The organism is Muriicola jejuensis (assembly GCF_010671595.1).
Taxonomy (GTDB): Bacteria; Bacteroidota; Bacteroidia; order Flavobacteriales; family Flavobacteriaceae; genus Muriicola; species Muriicola jejuensis.
On record NZ_JAABOP010000001.1, the window covers coordinates 522,012 to 545,331 of the forward strand.

Below are 23,320 nucleotides of genomic sequence, written 5' to 3' on the forward strand. Positions count from 1 at the left end.
TTTGGTTCGCACACAATGTGACTCCTTAAAATTAGGCAAAAAAGGTGTGGCCTAGCCGGAAGTCGACCTATATTCCCGAAATCACCTGTATTTTTTTTATTGAATCCGCCTTTCAAGATTTATTCGCCAATTGCCCGCAGGCCGCATCTATATCCTTGCCCCGTGATCGTCTGACCGTGACGGTAATCCCATGGGCTTCCAGGGTCTCCACGTACATGGCGATGGCCTGATCCCCGGCTTGTTTGAAATCGCCATCATCGATGGGGTTGTATTCAATGAGGTTGACTTTAGACGGGGCAAATCTGCAAAATTCCACCAGGGCGTCAACGTCCTCCCGCTTGTCATTGACCCCTTCCCAGACCACGTATTCATAAGTGATCTTACTCCTGGTCTTTTGATACCAATACACGAGGGATTCTCTGAGATCTGAGAGGGTTAAGGAGGCATTGAAGGGCATGATGGAGGTGCGGGTCTCTTGCACAGCTGAATGGAGAGAAACGGCCAGCTTGAACTTCACCTCTTCGTCAGCCAGTTTCCGGATCATTTTTGGGACCCCTGAGGTAGAGACAGTGATACGTCTGGGGGACATTCCGAGGCCTTCGTCTCCTGTGATCTTGTGGATGGCCTTCAGGAGGTTGTTGTAATTCATCAAGGGCTCCCCCATCCCCATAAAGACGATATTGCTCAGGGGGCGGTTGTAGTAAAGCCTGCTTTGGCGATCGATGGCCACCACCTGGTCATAGATCTCATCCGGATTGAGGTTACGCATTCGCTTGAGTCGCGCTGTAGCGCAGAATTTGCAGTCGAGACTGCAACCCACCTGACTCGAGACACAGGCAGTGGTCCTTTTGGAGGTTGGGATCAGGACCGATTCCACTACGAGTCCGTCGTGCAGACGCACCGCATTTTTGATGGTCCCATCCTGACTTCTCTGCATGCGGTCTACCTCAATATGGTTGATCACATACTCTTCTTCCAGTACCGTCCTGGTGTCTTTGGAGAGGTTGGTCATATCGGCAAAGGAATGGGCGCCTTTCTTCCACAGCCATTCATAGACCTGGTCGCCCCGGTAGGCCTGATCCCCCCTTGTGAGGAAGAAAGACCTGAGATCTTCCCTGGAGAGGGCCCTGATATCCTTCTTTTGCACGGGTTCCATGGGCGTTCATATGATCCCCGCCCCGGAAATAGCGGGGCAGGGATGGTTTTTTGAATCAGAGGATCAGCATGGCGTCCCCATAGGAATAGAATCTGTATCCCTCGATGATCGCCTCCTTGTATGCCCGCTTCATCAGGTCATGGCCCATAAAGGCAGAGACCATCATCAGAAGCGTTGATTTCGGCAGGTGGAAATTGGTGATCATGGCATTGGCGATACTGAAATCATATGGGGGAAAGATGAATTTATTGGTCCATCCCTCAAAGGTGTTGAGCATTTGTTCAGAGGAAACCGCACTCTCCAGCCCCCTCATGGCCGTAGTACCCACTGCACAGATCCTTCTTTTCTTTTTCTTGGCAGAATTCACGATCTCGGTGGCCCTTTCGTCTATGATCAGTTCTTCGCTGTCCATCTTGTGTTTGGAGAGGTCTTCCACTTCCACGGGGTTGAAGGTCCCCAATCCCACATGCAGGGTAAGCTCGGCAAATTTTACTCCTTTGATCTCCAGTCTTTTCAACAGGTGCTTGGAAAAGTGAAGTCCGGCCGTGGGAGCTGCCACAGCTCCCTCGTGCTTGGCGTAAATGGTCTGGTATCTGTCCTCATCCTCGGGCTCTACCTTGCGTTTTATGTATTTGGGAAGGGGGGTTTCGCCCAGCTCCCGCAGTTTTCTCCTGAAATCGATATAAGCCCCGTCGTAGAGGAATCGCAAAGTACGGCCCCTGGAGGTGGTATTGTCGATCACCTCGGCCACCAGGCTTTCGTCTTCTCCGAAGTAGAGCTTGTTACCGATTCGGATCTTCCTGGCAGGATCCACCAGTACATCCCACAACCGCTGTTCTTCATTGAGTTCCCGAAGCAGGAATACTTCTATCCTGGCCCCGGTCTTCTCCTTGTTCCCAAACAAACGGGCGGGAAAGACCTTGGTGTTGTTCAAAACCATCACGTCGTTCTCATCGAAATAATCGATCAGATCCTTGAACATCTTGTGTTCGATCTTGCCGGTATCCCTGTGGACCACCATCAATCTGGATTCATCCCGGTTCTCAGCAGGGTATTCTGCCAGTAATTCTTTGGGGAGTTCAAAATTAAAATGAGAAAGTTTCATAGATGCGTATTTCTTGAATATCAAATCCTGTTCAGGTCGACAACCATCAGCCTGCACTCAGGACTAACCCTGAAAATTGGGGGCTGATTCAAAGGGTGCAAATATACGACGCTCCCACAGGGGTTGTCAAGTAAAAGTGAGATTAAATCACCGGGCTTCCTTCCGGATCCTGAAATTCAGTTTTCTGAGGTCTTCCCAGAAATCGGGATACGACTTGGAGACCACCCCTGCATCTTCAATAAACAGGCTCGTTTTCAGGGCCAGTGGGGCAAAGGCCATGGCCATCCTGTGGTCGTTATAGGTAGCGATGGATTTATTACTTAAGATCTTTCCACCGGGATCCAGCTCGAGGTGATTTTCTGAGACGCGGATTTGCGCCCCCATTTTGCTAAGCTCATTTTTTAGTGCTTCCAGCCGGTCTGTTTCCTTGATTTTTAGCGTATGCAGCCCGGTGAGTTTGCAGCCCATCCCCAGGCCAAAACAGGTGACCGCCACGGTCTGGGCAATATCAGGGGCATCTGCCAGGTGCAACGATATCGTTTTGGGCGGTATTGCGCCCTTGACATTCGGCACATCGGATACTTTTTCAAGGTGCAGGCTCGATCCTTCAAAACGGGATTCCACGCCGAACTGTTTGTAGACCTCCACCAGAATACTGTCTCCCTGCAGGCTATCCGGACGATAAGAAGAGAGCGCAAGACGGGTGCCAGGGAGACTGAGGGCAACGATGCTGTAAAAGTAAGATGCGGAACTCCAGTCGGATTCCACCCTGAGAGTTTTCGGTTCAATTCGCTGCGCGTGCTTTACAGTGATCCTGTTCCCGCTGAATTCCGTTGAGATCCCCAGGCTCTCCAGGAGAGAGAGGGTCATCCGGATATAAGGTACGGATGTGATCTTCCCCAGTAATTCGAGTTCAATGCCGGAAGGCGTTCCCGGGGCCACCAGCAAGAGGGCGGAGATATACTGGCTACTGATGTCTGCGGGAAGGCTAACGCGGAATCTCTGCAGGCTTTTACCCCGGATGTGCAGGGGTGGATATCCCCTTTCCCCCAGATAAGTGATGTCTGCTCCCAATTCCCTCAGGGCCTCTACCAGTACCTCTATGGGCCTCTCCTGCATGCGGGAAGAACCGGTGAGGGTTACATCACTCCCCTCGCGGGTGGCGAAGAAAGCGGTCAGGAACCTCATGGCGGTCCCTGCATGGTGTATGTCTACCGTACCCGAACGAGCCTTTAGCCCTTCCTGCATCACTTTTACATCATCTGCATTGGAGAGATTCTCTATTTGCAATTCAGGGAAGATGGACTGAAGCAGGAGCAGTCTGTTCGACTCGCTCTTGGAACCCGTCATGCGGATCTCAGTATCGGGGATGGTCCTAACCGGGCCTTCTAGGTAAATATTCAATTTAAGGGAATTTTGGTGTTGTCTAATCGCGGATGCCAGTGCTCCGTCCTACTTTAATTTTTTATTCTCCTGATGGCGTTTGTGGTCCCTTTTTGCCTTGAGATCGAGTTTCCTGTCAAAGGCTTTCTGCAGGTCTATCCCGGTCTGGTTGGCCAGGCAGAGCACCACAAAAAGGACATCCGCGAGTTCTTCCCCCAAGTCCTTCTCCTTATCTGAAGGTTTTTCGCTTTGCTCCCCGTATCTCCTGGCGATGATACGGGCAACCTCCCCTACTTCTTCGGTCAACTGAGCCATATTGGTAAGTTCATTGAAGTACCTGACCCCATGGGCCCTGATCCAATCATCTACGGCCTGTTGTGCATTGCTGATATTCATAGGTCCTTGTTTTTTGTATCGATGAAAATGGTCACAGGCCCATCATTAAGCAGGGCCACTTTCATATCCGCACCGAATATGCCGGTGCCCACCTGCTTAGACAGGTCCTTCTCGAACTGCCTAACAAAAGCCTCGTAAAGAGGGATGGCCACGTCCGGTTTTGAGGCCCGGATATAGGAAGGTCTGTTCCCTTTTTTTGTATTTGCATGCAGGGTAAACTGGCTTACCACGATGGCTTCGCCTCCCACATCGATCAGGGATTTGTTCATCACCCCGTAATCGTCGTTGAAGATACGCAAATTGGCGATCTTCCTGGACAACCATTCGATATCCTCCAGGGTATCGGCATCTTCGATTCCCAAGAGAACGAGCAGTCCCTTTTGGATCTCAGAGACCCTTTTGCCCTCTATGGTCACATGGGCCCAGCTAACCCTTTGAATCACTGCCCTCATTCCCTGCCTGCTATGTCGTCAGAAAAAGTCATTCTATTTCAAATTCGTCCTCCCTGTAGGTATCCCCTTCTCCTGTGACCATCTGAAGGTAACTTCTATACCGGCTCCAGGAGACCTCATCGGCCTCAAGGGCCTTTTTTACCGCACAGTGCGGCTCATCGATATGGAGGCAATTGTTGAATTTACAATCCTGTTTCAGGGCAAAGAATTCCGGGAAATAATCCCCTATCTCTTCCTTTTCCATATCCACCAGGCCAAATCCCTTGATGCCGGGCGTGTCTATGATACGGGCGTCAAAACTCAGATCGAACATCTCCGCAAATGTGGTCGTATGTTGTCCTTGCAGGTGTTGTTCTGAGATCTCCGCGGTCCTGAGCTGGAGGGAGGGTTCAATGGCATTGATCAGGGTCGACTTCCCCACCCCGGAATTTCCGGAGAACATGCTGGTCTTGCCGATCATCATTTCCTTCACCCGGTCTACGTTAAAACCAGTCTTTGCAGAGATTTCCAGACAGGTAAACCCCACCTTGCCATACAGGTCAGACAGGTATTTGATCTCGGCCAGTTCCTCTTCCGCATAAGTGTCTATCTTGTTGAACAACAAGACCGTCTTAACGTCATAGGCCTCGGTTGTGGTAAGGAAGCGGTCGATGAATATGGTATAGGTCTTCGGGTTGTTGAGGGTGATCAGAAGGAAGACCTGATCTACATTGGCCGCGATGACATGGGTTTGTTTGGAAAGGTTGACCGATTTGCGGACGATGTAATTGACCCTGTCCTCGATCTCGTGGATCACCCCATAGGTCACGTCCCCGGTTTGCTCGAGCTCAAATCTCACCCTGTCTCCCACGGCAATGGGGTTGGTACTTTTGATCCCCCTGATCCGGAACTTGCCTTTGATACGGCATTCGTACACCTCTCCTTCAGGAGTTTTGACCGTGTACCAGCTGCCGGTAGATTTATAAACAGTTCCGTTCATCCTTGTTCATATCTCCCTGCAAAGAAACAACTTTACTTCTATACATTGAGGTATCTTTAATCAGCAAACTGTCAACCCTTAAATACAACTATTATGAAAAAATGCCATTTATTGCTGCTTCCCTTGTTGATTTTCCCCTTTCTCCTGTCAGCCCAGGAATTCAAGGTCATCACCAGTGTGGAATCTATAGTCCCAAGCGGACTTGGTCGGTCCCGAATCATCAATGCCCTTGAAGACAAGGATTACAAGGAATTCACGAGTGTTCAGACCGAAGACGACAACACCCGGAATAAAGCCGACCGGGGAGAGATCCGGGTCAAGAATTTTGAGGAGACCAAACTATTGAACTTCTACAACATCGGAGGAATACGTTTTCAAAATATTGCTGCCAACGATGCTGTGATCACCTCTATGATCAATACTATGGTTTCTGAGGGATGGGAACTGGCCTTCGTGACCAGTGCCGTGGAAAGTGATGGTGGAAAAGGGGACGACAATGGGATCTTTATCACGCGATATATCTTCAAGCGGTAAAAAGGATCTTTACCAAAGAAAAAACCCTGAACCGATCAGTTCAGGGTTTTGTTCTGATTTTTCCGGAAGTTACTCCTTAATATAGATCCTGCCTCCGGCAAAGGTGTTCCGGTTGACCTCACCGGGGTTCCCGTAGACATATACATCTCCTCCTGCCCTTACATTGATATCTACCTTCTCGGTGGCACTCAGGGTGGCCTCTCCCCCTGCACTGATCTTAACGGAGGCGACGGATGTTTTGAGATCACGGCCCTCAAAGATCCCTCCAGTATTGAGGACGATCACCTGGTTCTTTGCAAGGCCGGAAGCCTCAATGATCCCTCCGGTCACTGAACGGACATCCACCTGTTCCACATCCAGGCCGATGAGTATCTGAGCCCCTTCCTGGGCCTTCAGTGTGATTCGATTGGTTTTGACGGTCTCATTGCATACGATTTTGGCCCCTTCATTTCCATCGATGGTCTCCAGCCCTGTGTAAAAGACCTCGATCAGGGTGTCTTCCCCCTGGAACTTCTTGTCTATTTGCATCCTCAACTTCAGGACGCCGTTCTTATTCACAAACTGAATGTCTTCAGCGTGGTCACCTTTGATCAGGATGCGATTTTCATCAGACTTGATCAGGTTTACTTCGATCAGGTCGTATACCTTGATCTCCCTGAATTCCCCGACCTCCTTGTCCACAATGCGCTGAGCCACTGCCATTGAACCCATGAGCAGGGCGGCGAAAAATACTGTTCTTTTCATCTTACCTGTTTTTGTTTTTCTAAAGACTACTGGAAGTCGTCCTTGTTACAGTTCAGGCAGCTTTTTATGAATTGATGATCTTTTCCTGGTGGTTGATGGACTCCTGGTGGATGGCTTTGAACATCTTGAGAACAAATTCCTCACTCAGTCCTTTAGCCTCCCCTTCCAGGATCATCTTCCCGAGGATGGCATTCCAACGGTTGGTCTGCAACACGGCCACGTTCTTCTGTTTCTTCAACAACCCTATCCCGTCAGAGACCTGCATCCTCTTCCCGAGGAGATCGATAAGCTGATTGTCAAGAATGTCTATCTGGGCCCGTAAATTACTGAGGTTACTCTTGTATTCGGCTTCCTCGTCCGTTTCCTTTCTGATCCTGAGGTCTTCCATGATCTGTATGAGTCGTTTGGGGGTTACCTGCTGGGCCGCATCGCTCCAGGCGTTGTCTGGGTCACAATGCGTCTCTATCATCAATCCGTCAAAATTGAGGTCCAGAGCGGTCTGTGAAACATCAAAGATCATGTCCCGCTTTCCTGTGATGTGGGAGGGGTCATTGATCAGGGGCAGATCCGGGAACCGTGTCTGCAATTCAATGGCCAGCTGCCATTCGGGTATGTTCCGGTATTTTGTTTTTTCATAAGTGGAAAAGCCGCGATGGATCACCCCCAATTTTTTGATCCCCGCAGAATGCAGCCGTTCCACGGCGCCCAACCATAGGGAAAGGTCAGGGTTTACTGGGTTCTTTACAAGGACCACTTTGTCCGTTCCCTCCAGGGCATCGGCGATCTCCTGGACGATAAACGGGCTTACCGTAGACCGGGCCCCTATCCACAGGAGGTCCACATCGTGTTCTAGGGCGAGGTCTACATGCGCCTTGTTGGCCACTTCGGTAGCGGTCTTTAATCCGGTTTCCTCCTTGACCTTCTGTAGCCATTTGAGTCCGATGGCTCCTACTCCCTCGAAATTCCCCGGCCGGGTCCTGGGTTTCCATATTCCGGCCCTATAATAGTTGACATCCGTATCCTTGAGATCGTGGGCGATCTCCAGCACCTGTTTCTCGGTCTCGGCACTACAGGGTCCTGCGATCACCAATGGGTGGGGCAGGGCCATGTCATCCAGCCAACGTCTCAAATCTTTTGAATTTTCCATGCTATGCTTCTTTTTTGTTCAATGGTATTCCTTTCAGGATTTCCCTGATCTTGTTCGTATCTTCCATTTCGCGGTAGATGCCTTCCATGTCATCATCCGCCAGTTTTTTTCTGAATGCCTCCAGGTTTTGGATGTATTCCCGAAGGGTCTCCAGCACATTTTCCCTGTTCTGCTCAAAGATAGGGGTCCACATGGCAGGAGAGCTTTTTGCCAGCCTGACGGTGGATTCGAATCCACTTCCCGCCATATCAAAAATATCGCGTTCGTTCTTCTCTTTTTCGATCACCGTCTTTCCGAGCATGAATGAACTGATATGGGAGAGGTGAGACACATAAGCAATGTGTTTGTCATGTGCCTCCGGGTTCATGTATCGGATCCGCATCCCGATCCTGGAGAACAGGTCCAGCGCCTTTTCCTGCAGCTTGAAGGCCGTTTTCTCCACCTCGCAAATAATATTCGTCTTTCCTTCATATAATCCCTCCAGGGCTGCCCTCGGACCTGAGAACTCGGTACCCGCAATGGGATGGCAGGCCATGAAATTCCTGCGCTTCGGGTGGTTGGAGACAACCGCACAGATCAGGGATTTGGTAGAACCGGCATCGATCACCAGGGTCTCATCTCCTACGGTGTTGAGCAGGGATGGTAATTCCCTTACGGCAGCATCTACGGGAATGGCCAGGAAAACGATCTCCGCTTCGGCTAAGGAGGACCCTTTACCTGCCGAATCTATGATCCCCAATTCCAGGGCCGTTTTCAAGTGGTCGGGGTTGTTGTCCATCCCGAAGATCTCAGCATCCGGCAGCACCCTTTTCAGGTCCCGGGCAAAGGAACCCCCAATCAAACCCACTCCTATGATTCCAATTTTCATTTGTCTTGTTTAAATCTCAAAATCGCCTCTTCGATCTTCTCCGATTCCACGCAAAGGGAGAATCGGATATACCCTTCCCCCTGGCTGCCAAAAATGGTCCCCGGGGCCACAAATATATCTTTCTCGTACAGCAGTTTGTCAATGAATTCCTCTGAACCCGGTGCCCCTTCCGGCAGGCGCGCCCATACGAACATGCCAACAGCCTCTGGGTCATAGGTACACCCGAGCAGGCTCGCTAGCCGGAACATATGTTCCCTCCTTTCCCCATAAATCCTGTCGAGGTTCTCGAACCAGGCCCGTCCACTTTTCAGGGCGGCCACCGCACCCTTCTGGATCCCGTAGAACATGCCTGAATCCATATTGCTTTTTACTTTCAGGACGGCCTGGATAAGTCCGGCATTACCCAGGACCATCCCTACCCTCCAGCCGGCCATATTAAAGGTCTTGCTCAGGGAATTGAGTTCTAGAACCCCCTCCCCGGCTCCTTCTGCCTGCAGTATGCTCTTCGGGTCTGAACCCAGGACAAAGCTGTAGGGGTTGTCGTTCACCAGGAGGATACGGTGTTTCCGGCCAAAGTCGACCAGTTCCTGCCACTGATCCAGGGTCACCGTGGCACCGGTAGGCATATGCGGATAGCTTACCCACATGAGTTTTACATGGGAGAGATCCTCCCGGGCGAGCTGCTCGAGATCCGGGAACCACCCCCGCTCTTCATTAAGGGGATACGGCCTGGGATTTGCCCCTACAAGTCGAGTAACGGCCTGGTAAGTAGGGTATCCGGGGTCGGGGATCAACACCTCATCCCCTGGGTTCAGGAAAGCCATGCTGATATGCATGATGCCTTCCTTGGAGCCCATAAGGGGTAGTATCTCTTTTTCCGGATCAGTGGAAACGCCGAACTTCTCCCGGTAAAAGTCGGCAATAGCCTGCCTTAGCTCAGGCAATCCCTGGTAGCTCTGATACTGGTGAGCTCCGCGGTCTGTTATGGCCTCTTTAAGGGTGCGAAGCACTTCCTCAGAGGGGGCGAGGTCCGGACTGCCAATACCCATATTGATGATTGGGCGGCCTGATGCTGCCAGTCCCCTGACCTCCTTCAGCTTCCTGGAGAAATAGTATTCCTCTACGGTATGGAGCCTGTCTGCCGGATCTATCATAACCTTACATTTTTATACTCTCCCAAGACCCTGAAATCCTCTGACATGATTGTGAGCAGGGATTTGGCCTTCTCGAAGTGGTCGTACAACTCAAAGGTGACATCCACAAAGAAGGCGTATTTCCAGGGGGTTTCTATGACCGGAAGACTTTGGATCTTGGTGAGGTTCAGGTTGCAATCGCTCATTACATTCAGCACCGTAGCCAGGCTCCCCCTTTTGTGGTCTGTCAAAAAGCGCAGGGAGGCCTTGTTAATGGTCTCCTTTGGCAATTCCTTATTGGTCGTTTTTACAATGATAAAGCGGGTTGCATTATTCTTGATGGTCTGTATCTCCGGGGCGATGATCTCCAGGTCGTAAAGCTCAGCGGCTGCTTTGGGAGCTATGGCCGCGATCCCTGACAGCTGGTTTTCCTGAATGCCCTTTGCGGTCTCAGCCGTATCCACGTCTTCCACCATTTTGATATGCGATTGGGTCTTTAAAAATTCCCGGCATTGCAAAAGGGCCATGGGGTGGGACCTGACTTCCCGTATATCCGCAAGGGACTGTCCTTTCAGTCCCATGAGGTTATGGTGGATATTGAGGTAGTGTTCCCCAATGATGTGCAGGTCGTTCTCATAGACCAGGGCGTAATTGGGGATAATGGAACCTGCGATGGAGTTCTCGATGGCCATGACGCCCTTGTCTGCTTTCCCGGCCAGGAGCTCATCCACCAGGCCGTGAAAGGAAAGGCATTCCAGCAGGTCTATGTCCTCCCCAAAATACTCTCTTGCCACCTGGTGGTGGTTAGATCCTCTTATTCCCTGAATTGCGATACGTTTCTTCACTGCTAATAATCAAAAAAAAAGCCCCGATGGGTTCGGGACTTTGCTTATATGGTATAACACCTGGCTACAACAGTCCCTTCCTCTTTTGAAAAAAGAAGTAAAAATAGAAGCTGTTCCAGATGTTCAAAAGCATGGTCTTCATTAAAAAACTCCAGCTAAGGTAATTATTAAATCGAGAATTCGACATTTTGGTGGAATTTTTTTTCGAAGTCGCTGTTTTGCGGAGTAAATCTGCTAAAAATGTTTCAAAGCGCTGATATTTATGAAAAATCCATAATTCTCGTCTTCCTGTTCACACATTTCCCAAGTCGGACCACTCAATTTCAAGGCCCAATCACTAAAGACAAAAACCTAGTTCGGGGGACTTTGTTTATTTTTATGACGTAAAACAGAATCATGTCTATCGTAGTTGAACACCTCAGCAAGGCCTATAATGGCCAACCGGCCCTTAAAGACGTCTCTTTCCAGATAGCCAAGGGAGAGGTAGTCGGCTTTCTGGGGCCCAATGGAGCGGGGAAATCCACCCTCATGAAAATACTCACTACCTATCTGAGCGCCGATGATGGCAGGGCCTGGGTAAATGGGTTCGACGTGGCTACCGAAGCCCGAAGTGTTCAGAAGAGCATAGGCTACCTTCCCGAGCACAACCCCCTTTACCTTGAGATGTACGTAAAGGAGTACCTTATGTTCATCTCAGAACTTTACGGTGCCACCATGGAAGATGTGATGGAAAGCATTCAGAAAGTAGGCCTTGAAAGCGAAGCCCGTAAGAAGATCGTACAACTCTCAAAGGGATACCGACAAAGAGTGGGTCTTGCCGCCGCCTTGTTGCACCATCCGGAGGTCCTGATCCTTGATGAGCCAACGACTGGGCTCGACCCCAATCAGTTGCTGGATATCAGAAGGCTGATCCGGGACCTAGGCAAGGACAGGACGATCCTGCTTTCCACCCACATCATGAAAGAAGTGGAATCTGTCTGTGACCGTGTCCTGATCATCAACAAGGGAGAATTGGTAGCAGACAAGAAACTGACGGAGCTCAGGGAAGGAAAAGAACAGATCATCGAGGTCGAATTCGATTACCGGGTGGAAGAAGCCTTCCTGATGAAAATCCCGCATGTGACCCATGTGAAGAACCTGTCGGGTTTTATGTACGAGATCACTTTCAGTCACCCTGAGGACATGAGGCCCGCGGTTTTCGATTTCGCCCATGACAACCAATTGAAAACCCTCCAGCTGAGCAGGAAGAACAAGAACCTCGAAAGCCTATTTACAGAATTGACCGGTTCCTGAGGTCTTTCTCTAACGCGGATTGATTCTAAGCTTCTCAACGGCTACGGAATCTATTTTATCCCTGGAATAATACACGGGGAAATACCGGTCTTCGGCCCAGGGTTTGAAGAGGTTATCGTAAAAGGGACTCGCCGGGTCCCCAGACTGACCGGGGCCATTCGTCCCTAAAGCCCTGTCCCAATCCTCTGTTGTGACGACCATCCGGAAAGAGGCTCCACTGCTTTGCCTGTCGTTATTCCCGGTCGATCCCGGGGTGTAACCGTTCCCACCCCTTGGCAGAGGTCCGAGATTGAGTGAATCCGACCATGATTCATTGACCGACCTGCCAAGCGGATGATAAATATAGGTGTGTTTGTATTGCTTCTGTCCATACCTCCAGTTTTCGAGGTCGTCCCCCAGGGAAATGCGCAGGGACTCCACCCCTGCCGTGAAGGCTTCCTCTATAAACCTGTCCCTGCCTGCCTCGGGGCGTGGGCCAAATCTTGAATACGGGTCCAGGAGCCAGTCGACCACCCGTTTTAATTGAATATCCTCAATGATCCCCTGTGCGCGTTCCGGGATAAACTCCCGGGCGGCCTTCTCCCTGAGTTCTTTCTCAAAGGCCACATAGATTCCGGCTTCCACGCTTTCTGGCAACAGCCTGAAATCCCATGGCAAGAGACGGTCACGGGCCCTGGCAGCCAGCCCATCCAGGTCGAGTCCCGAAAGCATGGGCACCAGCGTCCTCGCGGGAAGCGAAAGGTAATCCACCTGCAGGGCCGTCATGTCCTCCAGGGTAAAGAGGGTATCTGTGCTGAGGACTTTTTCGATCCGGTCCCCTCTGTACGGATCGGACCATTCATAACCTATGGCATCCCAATGTTCATAGGTGTCCGGGGTCACATTCTGGTTGGCGGTGGCTATGAATCCCCTGTCAGGGTCTGCTTCATGGGGTTTCTCAATAATGGGCAGATACCCGTCCCATTCATATCTTCCGTCACCGGGTACGGGCACCAGGCCGCTGAAATTCCTCCTAACCGGGGCTATCCCTACTGCTTGCCATCCGATATGGCCATCCCTGTCTGCCCAGACCATGTTCTCCCCCGGAATATGGCTGTAGTTACAGGCCTCCCTGAATTCTTCCCAATTCCGGGCCTGATCCATCCTGAGGGAGGCCAGGTAAGGAGACCCTCCGGGTTCCAGCCAGGCACATCGCACGGCATACGCCTTCAGGTTTATACTATCCACATAGGTGACCGGCCCATGTCTCGTATATCGCAATTCCACCTCAGCCGCCTCCATCCCTTTAACCGGGATGGTTTCCCTGATGGTCTTCATGGATTCCCATCCGTCCTTGTATTTGTATTCTTCGAGGTTTTCAGGGTTCAGGTCGTATACATAGAGATCCTCCCCGTCCGTACTGAAGACGGTCAGTCCCCAGGCTCCGTATTCATTGTGCCCAATGGAGATCCCTGGGATCTCGGGTTCTCCCCCTCCTATCACATTCCATCCGGGAGCCACCAGGTGGGCCATATACCTAAGGGAAGGGACAGCGATGGTGCGATGGGGATCATTGGCCATAAGGGTATGACCATCAGAGGTCTTGGAACCACTCAGTACCCAGTTGTTGCTGCCAATGGAAAGGCTGTCTACAGGTGTCGGTTCAAGGTCAGGTTGATAGGCGCTACCCCTCTTTCTGTATTGAGGGAGTAGGTCCTCAGGTAGGAATCGGACCGGTCTTCTGTAAGCGTAATAGAGTTCCAGGATATGATCCCGCAGGAGGGAGGCATCTACAGCAGGGTCTATTTCGAGGTCAGGGGTTTTGGGATGGAACCAATACAGGTCCCTTACCGCTTCTTCTCCTATGGTGTTTACCGCCCTGCCGATCTCGAGTTCAGCTCCGATATTGCCCAGCAACCCCTGGTGGCGGGAAATAACAACATCGGGGGTCCATTTTTGAGGGAGGATATCGAGCATCCTGAACTCTATAGGGAGGAGGGTCGTATCCCTGAGCACTTCTTCTATGTACGCATTGACCCCTTCCGTGTACGCAGTAATGATCTCAGAACCCCGTTCGTGGTAATGGCCCATCTCCTGTTGCAGGTCACCCCTAAACTTAAACAGGCGGGTACCCGTATCCCTTTTCAGGGCCCTTTCCCCCAGGATCTCGGCCACGGTGCCAGTGGCTTGTCTGCGCCAGACCTCGAATTGAAAGAGTCTGTCTCTTGCCGCAGCATACCCCTGTGCGAAGAAGAGGTCGTGTTCGTTTTCCGCATATATGTGGTTGATACCCCACTGGTCCCTAATGATCTCTACAGGTTCCTGCAGGCCTTCCACGACCCTCTGTTCGGAAGGGGAGGATTTACAGGAAATAAGGACCACACTTAACAGGCCGAATAAAGCCTTAGAATACATTTTATATCTACAGCGGATAAGAATTTTTTGGATCATGTGTGGAGTTATTTGTTCTGGTGAATAAAACTTACCAGGATATTCAACAAGCCTTCCTTCAAAGGCAGAGTGGGGTCGTTATAGGTCTTTAAATTTTCCATTCGATCTGCAGGTGCTTCCTTCAACACGTGATTCATGCCTTCCAGGATCTCCTTTCGGAAATTCGGATTAACTGCGGCCATGAATTCTGCATCCTCTACCTGCACCTGTATGTCGGTGGTACCCTGCAGGATGAGGACCGGGCAATCGAGTTTGGCGATCTCTTCAGCCGGATCGTATTTAAACCAGGAGATCAGGTAGGGTTGTACGCTAGGCCTGAAAAGGGCATTCAGCATGGGGTTTACATTATCAACCGTCCTGCCCATTTCCAGGGAATCCAAAATAGGATTGGTCATCAAAGTAACACCAGGGGGTTGAGAACTCAACTGTTCCCTGAGAATATCGGCAGCCGGTCTTCCGGTCCCGGCCAGAGAGATAAACTTTTCTGCTTTTACGCGTTCTGAGGCGATCATGCCGATCAGGGAACCTTCGCTATGACCTGCGATTATGAGCTCTGAAAACCTTGGGTCATTCCTGAGTTTCATCGCCCAACCAACCACATCGTCTATATAGGTTTCGAACCTGAGGTCTTCTTCTTTGGAGACGGCAGAACCACTGGCGGCAATCCCTCTTTTATCGATCCGAAGACTTGCGATCCCTTGTTCAGCGAGGCCTTTTGCCAGCATTTGAAGGGAGTTATTGGACATCATGGGGTTGTTGCCATTGCGGTCTGTGGGACCTGAGCCCGGGATAATAAGGACGACCGGGAATTTAGCCTCCGCTTCCGGAATGACCAGGCTGCCTTTCAGGGTGCCGGTTTCTGTATTGAGTTCCACTTCACTCTCCTCCTGCGCACAAAGGAGGGAGGTCACCAAAAGGGAAAAGACCAGGAGCAGGTTTCTGATTTTCATAGGATCTTTCTTAAAAGAGTCCACTTATAGTTCCGTCCGCATCTATGGTAATGTGTTCCGCCGAAGGCGTGGCAGGTAACCCGGGCATCCTTAAAATGTTACCGGCAATGGGGATGATAAATCCCGCTCCGGTCGCGATCTCGAATTCCCTTATATTGATCTCAAAATTCTCCGGCCTGCCCAATAATTTTTCATCATCGCTCAGGCTTTTCTGAGTTTTGGCGATACAAACCGGAAGTTGCCCATATCCCATTCGCTCAAACCGATTCATCTGTGCTCTTGCCTTGTTGGTCAGGATGACGTTCTTCGCCCCGTAGATCGTACTACAGACCTTTTCTATCTTGGTGCGGATGGAATCTCTGAGTTCGTAAGTGGGAGTATATTTCCCCTTGCATCCCGCAGCGGCCTCTACGACCAGGTCAGCAAGATCCACGCAGCCATTGCCCCCATCGGCCCAGCCATAACTCAATGCCGCAGGGACGCCGAGTTTTTTGCAATGTTCCAGGAGGGTCTTTTTTTCAGCCTCCGTATCACTGCTGAAGGCATTCACGGAAACGACGATAGGGATGCCAAAGCTCTGCAGGCTTTTGATATGCCTCTCCAGGTTAGGCATGCCTTTTTTAAGAGCCTCCACATCTTCCTGGGTCAATTCATTCAAAGCCTTGCCCCCGTGGTATTTTAACGCCCGTATGGTCGCCACCAGGACCACCGCCTTAGGGGAAAGGCCGGCCTCACGGCACTTGATATTGAGGAATTTTTCCGCCCCGAGATCTGCCCCAAAGCCCGCCTCAGTGACCACATAGTCCCCCAGGCTCAGGCCCATTTTGGTAGCCAGGATGGAATTGGTCCCCTGGGCAATATTTGCAAAAGGACCCCCGTGGATGATGGCTGGGTTACCCTCCAGGGTCTGGACCAGATTGGGTTTAATGGCGTCCTTCAAAAGCACGGCCATTGCTCCCTGAGCATTGAGGTCCCGGGCATATACCGGTTTCCCGTCCCAGGTATCCCCTATGTAGATATTCCCGCACTTTTCCTGCAAATCCTCCAGGCTTTTGCTGAGGCAGAGAATGGCCATGATCTCAGAGGCCGCCGTGATGTTGAACCCGGTCTCCCTGGGAATTCCCCCGGCCTTGCCGCCGAGGGCTGCGACGATATTCCTGAGTCCACGGTCATTCATGTCCATACAGCGTTTCCAGATGACCGTACGAGGGTCTATGCCCAGGTTGCGCGTCTTGTTCTGTATGTTATTGTCGATCAGGGCTGCCAGGAGGTTGTTGGCCTTTTCTATAGCGTGGAAATCGCCCGTAAAATGCAGGTTGATATCCACCATGGGAATCACCTGGCTCCAGCCTCCCCCGGCTGCCCCTCCTTTGATCCCGAAGACCGGGCCCAGGCTGGGTTCTCTCAGTACGACGACCGTCTTTTTTTTACTCAGGTTCAGAGCATCGCCCAGCCCTATGGAGGTCGTGGTCTTCCCTTCCCCTGCCGGAGTCGGTGTAATGGCGGTCACCAGGATCAGGTGGCCATTTTCCACGTCATCCTCGCGGATCAGGTGCAAGGGTAGTTTGGCCTTGTTGGAGCCGTAGTATTCGAGCTCTTCTTCGGGAATTTCCAGAATGGCGGCAATTTCCCTGATGTGTTTTTCCCTGACGCTTTGTGCGATCTGAATGTCTGTCATTGGTGATAGATGTTAAAATTGGAACCTGAGGGAAATGAGTTTCACATCCCGCTGTGCGTGGAAAGCCACGCTGAGTTTTTCATTAGACAAGGGTTTGGTGAACAGATACGTACTCCCTACGGCGATCGCAGCTCCTCCGAGCACGTCATAGATATCGTGAAATCCGTCCGGGCCTTCCATCCTGCTCACTCCCACCAAAGCCGCAAGAATATAGGCATATTTTCCGTATTTCCAGCCATATCGCCTTTGAATAAAGGAGGCCCCGGAGAAAGCAGCGGAGGTATGGCCGGATGGGAAGGAATCATAGGCATTCCTGCCTTCAGGGCGCTGTCTCTTGGTGATCGCCTTCAGGGAATAGGTCAATACCATGGTGGTGGCGAAGGAAAAGGCAAAATCGCGGGTTCCCCTGTAGTCCTTCTTGATCAGGGTAGTCAACCCGGCGGTAACGGGCAAAGCGATCTGCAATACATCCCCCGTATCCACAAGGATGTACTCCCATCGCTCATGTGTCCCTGTATTGTCATCCTGTGCGCGCACTCCCAGGTTCAGGATGAAACACAAAAGGACGACTCCCCCTTTATTCTTCAACCAATTCAAATCGAGGTGATTTATTGATAAACAAAAAATCAAGTCCGAATTTCCCGGATCCCATCACCAGGGTATATAAACTCACCCAAAGAAAACCCATGGCCGGCAGCATCCCCCATAAACCTTCCTCCCATTTCTGACCAAAAATGGCGACCAGCATCGTGCAGAGGATCAGAAAGGCGGCCACCCTCGTCTTGAATCCAAGAGCCAGCATCAGGCCTCCAATGGTCTCACTAAACCCGGCCATCCAGGCAAAGAATACCGGAAACATGGCAAAGATGCCCCCGAATTGTGCGACGTCCTCCGGGAACCAGTAGACTACCTCAAAAAGCCCCAGTTCGCGATCTGCAGGGGACCAGGGCACTCCGAATTTTGAAGCCCCGAAATCGATGGCCAGCAACATCCCACAGATAAACCTTGGAAAAAAAAGAACCACTTCCGCCCAGGTAGATCTTTGAAGAACTGGTTTGTTAAGAGTCGAATAAAATCTGAAAAGTCGTTTCATAAAGGGCGCGTTTTATTGTGGAGGCCATTTTTCAATCTGTATTCAGAGCAGACCAGGCAGGGGATTGATTCCTGACCGTGCTAAAGGTCAGACGCCTCTTTTCCCCACTTTCGGGATGAATGATATAAAGGTCGTAATTCTCACCTCTTCCTGCCGTGTAGGCGATCCACTTCCCATCTGGAGACCAGGCAGGGGAATAACAGTCGAGCGTATCCCTTGTAATATTCCTGATATCACTGCCATCTGCGTTCATCAGGAAGATCTCGAAGGTATCCCCTTCAGGGCCGTAAAAGGCGATCTGCTTCCCGTCCGGGGAATATGCTGCCCCGGAATCGTACCCTTGTTTGTTTGTGATCCTTTCAACCAGACTGCCGTCTGACCTCATTCTGAAGATCTCCCCGTTGGCAGCATATGTGGTATCGCCCTCCTGCCTCAGCTGGCGAGTGAAGAGGATATGCGTGCCATCCGGAGACCAGGCGGGACTTTCCTCATAAGCATCATTATCAGTTAAGGCCACCAGGTCACTCCCATCGAACTTCATCTTAAACACCGAACGGCTTTTTCCGTTTCTATCGCTCATAAAGACGATCTCTTTGCCGTCAGGAGAAATTGAAGGCAGGACATCCTGGGCAGGATGATCCGTGAATCGAATGGCCGTATCCCGCTTCAGGTCGTAAAGGTACAATTCGGGATTCCCATCCCTGTTGGAATAGCCCATGATGCCGGAACCATCCGGCATCCAGGAAGGGCTGTAATCCAGGTCGGGATGTCGGGATATATTTTTGGCATTCTTTCCATTGCCGTCCATAAGGTAGATCTCCATGTTCCCATCCCTGTTGGATACAAAGGCGATGGTTCCTTCAGGTTTTGTTATTTCAGCATCCTGTTTTTTTACGTCAGATCTGCAGGAGGTCATAGATAAGATTCCGATCAGGACCAAGACTGAATAAAAAACCAGATGCTCGAGGAATATTATTCTTGGTCTATATTGGAACATAGGAATCAGGTAATTGTTCCATAAAGTAAGTAAAAAGCATAAAAACTCACCTAAATACTTCTTTAAAACAGTATTTCGATCGAAATAAGGACAAATAAGATCCCTCTATAGGGTCTCACTCAATAACCAAATTCCTGTTTCTCGGATACTTTACCACATACCTGAGGGTAAGCACCTTCTCTTCGTTAGGGTTAAGCCTGAGTTCCCATTTTACCTCTCCGGTAGTGGAGTCGAGTTTGCCCCCGCTGAGTTCTTCTGCCTCCACCCTGATCTCGTCCCTTTGAGAGACGGGCACCTGGTCTAGTAGCAGGATATTAACAAGCTTGGATTTGTTGTTCTTAACGGTGAGTTTCCACGCGCGTGACTCCTCCTTTCTCGTACCCACGAACTTCTTAGAACTAAAATCCGTGATCTTTTCCCGGTTCACGGAAACCGCCTTGTCCCTTCCCAGAGAGATGTCGAGGGTATCAGAGGCATAACGGACGTCCAGTACGGTCTTCCCTACGAAGGTATTCTCGAAAAAGATGTTGGCCTCCCCTTCCAGGAGGTTGTATTTCTCCCAGTCGGCAATACTGCTGATGAGAAACGCTTCCTTCTCGATCTTGGGGATGCTGTAATACTGGTAATGGGCGGGCAGGGCATAGTCTGCCATGTTCACCGTATAGGTCTGGTTGTCCGAATTCACCGTATAGGGCAGGTCTATGACGAAGTCGACTGTCGTCTGCTTCTCAACCTGCTGGAGGGGAACCGTGCTGACCCCTCTTATCACAACACCTTGCGCCGCACCAGCAAGGCCATCTTCTACAGCCAATTTCTCTTTTCTTCCCGAACCAACAATGACTACTTCCTCAAGAGCCTGAAAATCTTCGATCAGGGTTACATTGATCACAGAGCGGTTCACGGGCAGGGTCTGAGTAACAAAACCGATATAGCTGTATTGCAGACTGGTGGCATTGGCAGGGACACTGATCGAGTATCGCCCATCAAAGTCGGTTTGTGTCCCTATGGTCGATCCCGCAACGCGGATATTGGCACCAGGGAGAGGATACCCGTCTTGTCCACGGACGATCCCGCTCACCTCAGTTACTGTCCGATTATAAACAGGGGGGAGCGTATTGTAATCCAGGAAATAGGTCTGCAATTCGGGGGCGGTACCGGAAATATTGGGATTGGCCGAGGATAGCCTGAGATTCACATCCTTCCAGTCGATCTTCGTATCCTGTTTTACATTGGCCTTGTATACGAGGGAAACGGGTTCATCAATATTGGTGGAGCGTATGTCATAAGAGGGGAACCAGCCCGCATTACCTACCACATAAGACAGTTCCAGGTTGGTCCTGCCAGCCCTTTTTGCCTCCAGCTTTACCAGAACTTCTCCATTGGCGTATTCCTTTTTTCCGGTCAGGGTGTTGACCTGGTTTTGCAGGTCGCGTTCCTTCACGGAAAGCTCGTCCAGTTCTGCCTTCCTTTCCAGCTCTTTGAGTTTTAAAGTGGTGAGCTGACTGCCGTAATACTCCGCGGCCGATTTGAAGGTGGTGGCCGTAAGGGTCTGGTTGCCGCCTATGACCTTGTTGGCCTGTAAAAAGACGACCTCCTCATTGAGGATATCGAGGTAGGTGCGCACTTTTCTGATCTCATTCCTCACCTTCTCCAACTGGGCCTCGAGGTTCAGGAGTTCGGCCGACTTCTCCAGTTTTTCCATATAATTCTGCTGGGGGTTTACTGAAAGGACGATCACATTGCCATCTGCTTTGAGCTGAATGCTTTTCCCATTTATAAAAGGGGAAAGGTCAGTGAACCTGAGCAAACTGGTACCGGCCGGGACATCTACGGCTTTTTTCCGGGTGATCTGCGCCCCTTCAATAAAAACTGTCACATCCTTTACGGTGGTTTTCACCTCTATTTCCCTGATCTCCTGAGCCTGGGTGAGTTGGATGCAAAACAGGAGTAATAGCGCGTTGAAGGTTCTGTATATCATATTCTGGTGATTAGATTATCAGTGCTCCGATATCCAAATATCGGACCATTCCCCTATAAATCAAAAGCCCAACTCCCTGTTTTCAAGAAATAATTTGACGACCGTCACCAATCCGATAATCAGGATCAGCAGGAGGGAGAGGTTTTTAAACCTGGCCTGGGGGATATAGTGAAGGATCCTCTTGCCGAGGTAAGTACCCACGATCCCTATAAGTAACAGGAAAGGGACGTAGATCAGATCGTGATCGTGTATATAACCATTCTCGTAATAGACGAAGGTCCTTGTAAAATCGATCATAAAATCGATGAAGGCCGAGGTGGCGATGAAAACGCTCTTCTCCATATTAAAGGCCGCCATGGTAAGCCCGCGGATTGCTCCCCCCGTACCCAGAAGTCCGGCCGAAAACCCGGAAATCGCACCTCCCAGAAGGGAATTCCTCTTGGAAGGAAGTACAATGAGTTCCTTTTTGATCAGGAAAAGCAAACTCAGGCCAAGCAGGAAAATACCCAGTGAGAATTCGAGCACATAGGTGTTCAGGTATTTGGACAGGAAGCCGCCGAGGACGACAAAGACTACCGAGGGGATTCCAAGGTAAAGGATCAGGAATTTGTTCAACCCCTTTTTGAATAAAAAGATCTTGCTCAGGTTGCTCGAAAGGTGGAAAATGGCGGTCAACCCGAGAACGGAATAAAAGTCGAAATAGAAGTTTCCCAGGGGCACAAAGAAGACTGAGGAGCCGAACCCTCCTATGGTGCCGAGGATCTCTGCAAAAAGGGCCAGGAGGAGGAAAAATGTATTTATTTTCATTTTTGGAAGATCAAGCAGTTCTATCCCTGACGGGAATAACAAATTTCAGGGCAGACCAGATCTCGTTCACGGAACAGACCTTGATATCCACCAGGCCATGCCTCAGTCCAAGGTCCCGTACGACATTCCCGTCGAGGTCCGTGGGTACTTTAGAGGCCTTTTTTGGCCAGGAGATCCAGATCATTCCCGTTTGATTCAGCTGTTTTCTGAGTGTCCCAAGGTCCCGGTCGAGTTGATCGGCCTGTAGGGCAAAGTAGTGTATAAAGTCGATCCCGGTATCCTCTTCCGGGAGCAGTTCGAAATCATCGGGCAGATCCTCGAAAAGGTCAAAATACCCTTCGGGCGGATGGAAGAGTTTTACCCTCTGTCCCCTTTTGATCCCCAGCTTCTTTGCCAGGGGGGTTCCCGAATATCCCAGTGGATTTATCCCTTTCATCACCTGTCAGGGTCTAGAAGTTAAAATCGAGAAGCAATTTCCAGTCATCACCCTCCATGCCCCACAGGAGAACGTAAAGTCCCTTGCCCCCTGCATCATAGATACCTATCTCGCAGACCAGTCGGTCATTAAAGGGGATGATCTTTCGCGGGGTTAGGTTGATACTATAGGATTTGTCCCTCATATATCCATACGCCTCAGCGATCTCCATGGCCTTATGGACCTTTCCCCTGTAAAAGTATTTGCCTTTGGAGGAAAAAATGTTCTTCACGATCAGGTCTGGCCGATGTTGATTCGCGTATAGTTCCCAGGACGAACGCAGGAGTCCGATCTCCGTTTTGTGGTCCCCCATTCTGTCTGATTTGGGTGCAACCGCCTCGAAAGCCTTATACCATCTCTGGTCGTATTTCCATGCAATCACTCCGGGTATTTTTGTTCCCCCGGCCGTGGTGTAGACCCCGTGGACCAGCATCTGGTTTTCGTATAGCTGAAAGAAGGTGATGGTGTCGTATTTTAAAATTCTGTCTTCCCCGTTCAGGCGTTTCCACATTCCCTCAATGGCATCCTGTCCTACGAGAAGAGAATCCTTATACATGAGTCCGCTGATCCCGGTATAGGGAGGTGTATTTTTCCGGGTTGAATTGAGTTCACTGAGCCATCCGCTCTGAATGGCATGGACTGCCTTCTTTAATTCTTTTTTCTGGCCTTGCATAACACCCGCAACGAGCAAAAGGCATAAGACGATCGCCGTTCTCCCAGAGAAACGTTTCCCTATCGTCCGTGTTTTTGTAATCGAATCCGCAGATTCCATACCTTTATTCTGCAAAAATGTCGGCGTACTTACATTCACCTGTCATTATTTTAAATTAAAGGTACTGAATATTTGCCGATGCCCCTGGTGTACAGTACTCCTGCA

At 50.5% G+C, this 23,320-nt stretch carries 23 protein-coding genes; 2 read left to right on the forward strand and 21 right to left on the reverse strand.

Translation table 11 applies throughout. From position 1 onward, the window contains the following. Positions 1 to 112: 112 nt before the first annotated feature. From rlmN to rsgA, 6 genes are all read right to left on the reverse strand, one after another. Positions 113 to 1,156, reverse strand: coding sequence for a 23S rRNA (adenine(2503)-C(2))-methyltransferase RlmN (rlmN, locus tag GWK09_RS02410; protein ID WP_163691413.1), 1,044 nt, complete (start codon positions 1,154 to 1,156; stop codon positions 113 to 115). Between the two features lie 55 nt (positions 1,157 to 1,211). Beyond that, the gene (gene queA, locus GWK09_RS02415) at positions 1,212 to 2,261 is read right to left on the reverse strand and encodes a tRNA preQ1(34) S-adenosylmethionine ribosyltransferase-isomerase QueA (protein ID WP_163691414.1); all 1,050 of its coding nucleotides are present in this window, start codon (positions 2,259 to 2,261) and stop codon (positions 1,212 to 1,214) included. 147 nt (positions 2,262 to 2,408) lie between these two features. Further along, positions 2,409 to 3,665, reverse strand: a complete 1,257-nt coding sequence (locus GWK09_RS02420) for a 3-phosphoshikimate 1-carboxyvinyltransferase (protein ID WP_394367566.1) — start codon at positions 3,663 to 3,665, stop codon at positions 2,409 to 2,411. Positions 3,666 to 3,713: 48 nt separating this feature from the next. Next, entirely contained in the window at positions 3,714 to 4,040 is a 327-nt protein-coding gene (locus GWK09_RS02425; RefSeq protein ID WP_163691415.1) for a nucleotide pyrophosphohydrolase, read from the reverse strand. Next, complete coding sequence (gene dtd, locus GWK09_RS02430) at positions 4,037 to 4,492, reverse strand: D-aminoacyl-tRNA deacylase (RefSeq protein WP_163691416.1); 456 nt, start codon at positions 4,490 to 4,492, stop codon at positions 4,037 to 4,039. Before dtd ends, GWK09_RS02425 begins: the two co-directional genes overlap by 4 nt. A gap of 28 nt (positions 4,493 to 4,520) precedes the next feature. Continuing rightward, positions 4,521 to 5,471, reverse strand: coding sequence for a ribosome small subunit-dependent GTPase A (rsgA, locus tag GWK09_RS02435; protein ID WP_163691417.1), 951 nt, complete (start codon positions 5,469 to 5,471; stop codon positions 4,521 to 4,523). Between the two features lie 93 nt (positions 5,472 to 5,564). Here rsgA and GWK09_RS02440 point away from each other — a divergent pair, with 93 nt between their 5' ends. Beyond that, the gene (locus GWK09_RS02440; RefSeq protein WP_163691418.1) at positions 5,565 to 6,005 is read left to right on the forward strand and encodes a hypothetical protein; all 441 of its coding nucleotides are present in this window, start codon (positions 5,565 to 5,567) and stop codon (positions 6,003 to 6,005) included. A 69-nt stretch (positions 6,006 to 6,074) separates the two neighbouring features. On the opposite strand, the gene GWK09_RS02445 is transcribed toward GWK09_RS02440, so the two are convergent. The 5 genes from GWK09_RS02445 to GWK09_RS02465 form a co-directional block, all read right to left on the reverse strand. Then, on the reverse strand, positions 6,075 to 6,749 hold the full coding sequence (locus tag GWK09_RS02445; protein ID WP_163691419.1) for a head GIN domain-containing protein: 675 nt from the start codon (positions 6,747 to 6,749) through the stop codon (positions 6,075 to 6,077). Between the two features lie 64 nt (positions 6,750 to 6,813). After that, positions 6,814 to 7,896: a bifunctional 3-deoxy-7-phosphoheptulonate synthase/chorismate mutase type II gene (locus GWK09_RS02450; protein WP_163691420.1), complete on the reverse strand. Its 1,083-nt coding sequence runs from the start codon at positions 7,894 to 7,896 to the stop codon at positions 6,814 to 6,816. A 1-nt stretch (position 7,897) separates the two neighbouring features. Further along, positions 7,898 to 8,764, reverse strand: coding sequence for a prephenate dehydrogenase (locus tag GWK09_RS02455; protein WP_163691421.1), 867 nt, complete (start codon positions 8,762 to 8,764; stop codon positions 7,898 to 7,900). Next, positions 8,761 to 9,918, reverse strand: coding sequence for a pyridoxal phosphate-dependent aminotransferase (locus GWK09_RS02460; RefSeq protein ID WP_163691422.1), 1,158 nt, complete (start codon positions 9,916 to 9,918; stop codon positions 8,761 to 8,763). The genes GWK09_RS02455 and GWK09_RS02460 overlap by 4 nt, the downstream gene beginning before the upstream one ends. Then, positions 9,915 to 10,742, reverse strand: a complete 828-nt coding sequence (locus tag GWK09_RS02465; protein ID WP_163691423.1) for a prephenate dehydratase — start codon at positions 10,740 to 10,742, stop codon at positions 9,915 to 9,917. The genes GWK09_RS02460 and GWK09_RS02465 overlap by 4 nt, the downstream gene beginning before the upstream one ends. A 396-nt stretch (positions 10,743 to 11,138) precedes the next feature. Between GWK09_RS02465 and gldA the strand changes: the two genes are divergently transcribed. Beyond that, entirely contained in the window at positions 11,139 to 12,035 is an 897-nt protein-coding gene (gene gldA / locus GWK09_RS02470) for a gliding motility-associated ABC transporter ATP-binding subunit GldA (RefSeq protein WP_163691424.1), read from the forward strand. A gap of 9 nt (positions 12,036 to 12,044) precedes the next feature. Here the strand turns inward: gldA and GWK09_RS02475 are convergent, their stop codons facing one another. From GWK09_RS02475 to GWK09_RS02520, 10 genes are all read right to left on the reverse strand, one after another. After that, positions 12,045 to 14,429, reverse strand: coding sequence for a penicillin acylase family protein (locus GWK09_RS02475; RefSeq protein ID WP_163691425.1), 2,385 nt, complete (start codon positions 14,427 to 14,429; stop codon positions 12,045 to 12,047). 44 nt (positions 14,430 to 14,473) lie between these two features. Then, positions 14,474 to 15,415, reverse strand: a complete 942-nt coding sequence (locus tag GWK09_RS02480) for an alpha/beta hydrolase (protein ID WP_163691426.1) — start codon at positions 15,413 to 15,415, stop codon at positions 14,474 to 14,476. A gap of 10 nt (positions 15,416 to 15,425) precedes the next feature. Beyond that, positions 15,426 to 17,093, reverse strand: coding sequence for a formate--tetrahydrofolate ligase (locus tag GWK09_RS02485; protein ID WP_163691427.1), 1,668 nt, complete (start codon positions 17,091 to 17,093; stop codon positions 15,426 to 15,428). A 12-nt stretch (positions 17,094 to 17,105) separates the two neighbouring features. After that, positions 17,106 to 17,690 carry a phosphatase PAP2 family protein gene (locus tag GWK09_RS02490; protein ID WP_163691428.1) on the reverse strand — a complete coding sequence of 195 codons (585 nt, stop codon included), beginning with the start codon at positions 17,688 to 17,690 and terminating at the stop codon, positions 17,106 to 17,108. Next, positions 17,671 to 18,186, reverse strand: coding sequence for a DoxX family protein (locus tag GWK09_RS02495; protein WP_163691429.1), 516 nt, complete (start codon positions 18,184 to 18,186; stop codon positions 17,671 to 17,673). Before GWK09_RS02495 ends, GWK09_RS02490 begins: the two co-directional genes overlap by 20 nt. Positions 18,187 to 18,217: 31 nt before the next feature. Then, positions 18,218 to 19,102 carry a translocation protein TolB gene (locus GWK09_RS02500; protein ID WP_239530551.1) on the reverse strand — a complete coding sequence of 295 codons (885 nt, stop codon included), beginning with the start codon at positions 19,100 to 19,102 and terminating at the stop codon, positions 18,218 to 18,220. Between the two features lie 196 nt (positions 19,103 to 19,298). Continuing rightward, complete coding sequence (locus GWK09_RS02505; protein ID WP_163691431.1) at positions 19,299 to 21,161, reverse strand: DUF4139 domain-containing protein; 1,863 nt, start codon at positions 21,159 to 21,161, stop codon at positions 19,299 to 19,301. A gap of 60 nt (positions 21,162 to 21,221) precedes the next feature. After that, entirely contained in the window at positions 21,222 to 21,968 is a 747-nt protein-coding gene (locus GWK09_RS02510; protein WP_163691432.1) for a sulfite exporter TauE/SafE family protein, read from the reverse strand. A gap of 10 nt (positions 21,969 to 21,978) precedes the next feature. Beyond that, entirely contained in the window at positions 21,979 to 22,404 is a 426-nt protein-coding gene (locus GWK09_RS02515) for a DUF3052 domain-containing protein (protein WP_163691433.1), read from the reverse strand. 13 nt (positions 22,405 to 22,417) lie between these two features. After that, entirely contained in the window at positions 22,418 to 23,116 is a 699-nt protein-coding gene (locus GWK09_RS02520) for a hypothetical protein (RefSeq protein WP_163691434.1), read from the reverse strand. Positions 23,117 to 23,320: the final 204 nt, after the last annotated feature.

Coding starts and splice junctions, on each gene's coding strand:
- GWK09_RS02440 (WP_163691418.1), top strand. CDS start 5,565: ATGAAAAAATGCCATTTATTGCTGCTTCCCTTGTTGATTTTCCCCTTT.
- GWK09_RS02520 (WP_163691434.1), bottom strand. CDS start 23,116: ATGCAAGGCCAGAAAAAAGAATTAAAGAAGGCAGTCCATGCCATTCAG.
- GWK09_RS02480 (WP_163691426.1), bottom strand. CDS start 15,415: ATGAAAATCAGAAACCTGCTCCTGGTCTTTTCCCTTTTGGTGACCTCC.
- GWK09_RS02455 (WP_163691421.1), bottom strand. CDS start 8,764: ATGAAAATTGGAATCATAGGAGTGGGTTTGATTGGGGGTTCCTTTGCC.
- GWK09_RS02515 (WP_163691433.1), bottom strand. CDS start 22,404: ATGAAAGGGATAAATCCACTGGGATATTCGGGAACCCCCCTGGCAAAG.
- GWK09_RS02475 (WP_163691425.1), bottom strand. CDS start 14,429: ATGTATTCTAAGGCTTTATTCGGCCTGTTAAGTGTGGTCCTTATTTCC.
- GWK09_RS02510 (WP_163691432.1), bottom strand. CDS start 21,968: ATGAAAATAAATACATTTTTCCTCCTCCTGGCCCTTTTTGCAGAGATC.
- GWK09_RS02485 (WP_163691427.1), bottom strand. CDS start 17,093: ATGACAGACATTCAGATCGCACAAAGCGTCAGGGAAAAACACATCAGG.
- GWK09_RS02495 (WP_163691429.1), bottom strand. CDS start 18,186: ATGAAACGACTTTTCAGATTTTATTCGACTCTTAACAAACCAGTTCTT.
- gldA (WP_163691424.1), top strand. CDS start 11,139: ATGTCTATCGTAGTTGAACACCTCAGCAAGGCCTATAATGGCCAACCG.
- GWK09_RS02445 (WP_163691419.1), bottom strand. CDS start 6,749: ATGAAAAGAACAGTATTTTTCGCCGCCCTGCTCATGGGTTCAATGGCA.
- GWK09_RS02450 (WP_163691420.1), bottom strand. CDS start 7,896: ATGGAAAATTCAAAAGATTTGAGACGTTGGCTGGATGACATGGCCCTG.
- rsgA (WP_163691417.1), bottom strand. CDS start 5,471: ATGAACGGAACTGTTTATAAATCTACCGGCAGCTGGTACACGGTCAAA.
- dtd (WP_163691416.1), bottom strand. CDS start 4,492: ATGAGGGCAGTGATTCAAAGGGTTAGCTGGGCCCATGTGACCATAGAG.
- queA (WP_163691414.1), bottom strand. CDS start 2,261: ATGAAACTTTCTCATTTTAATTTTGAACTCCCCAAAGAATTACTGGCA.
- GWK09_RS02425 (WP_163691415.1), bottom strand. CDS start 4,040: ATGAATATCAGCAATGCACAACAGGCCGTAGATGATTGGATCAGGGCC.
- GWK09_RS02460 (WP_163691422.1), bottom strand. CDS start 9,918: ATGATAGATCCGGCAGACAGGCTCCATACCGTAGAGGAATACTATTTC.
- GWK09_RS02500 (WP_239530551.1), bottom strand. CDS start 19,102: ATGACCTCCTGCAGATCTGACGTAAAAAAACAGGATGCTGAAATAACA.
- GWK09_RS02505 (WP_163691431.1), bottom strand. CDS start 21,161: ATGATATACAGAACCTTCAACGCGCTATTACTCCTGTTTTGCATCCAA.
- rlmN (WP_163691413.1), bottom strand. CDS start 1,156: ATGGAACCCGTGCAAAAGAAGGATATCAGGGCCCTCTCCAGGGAAGAT.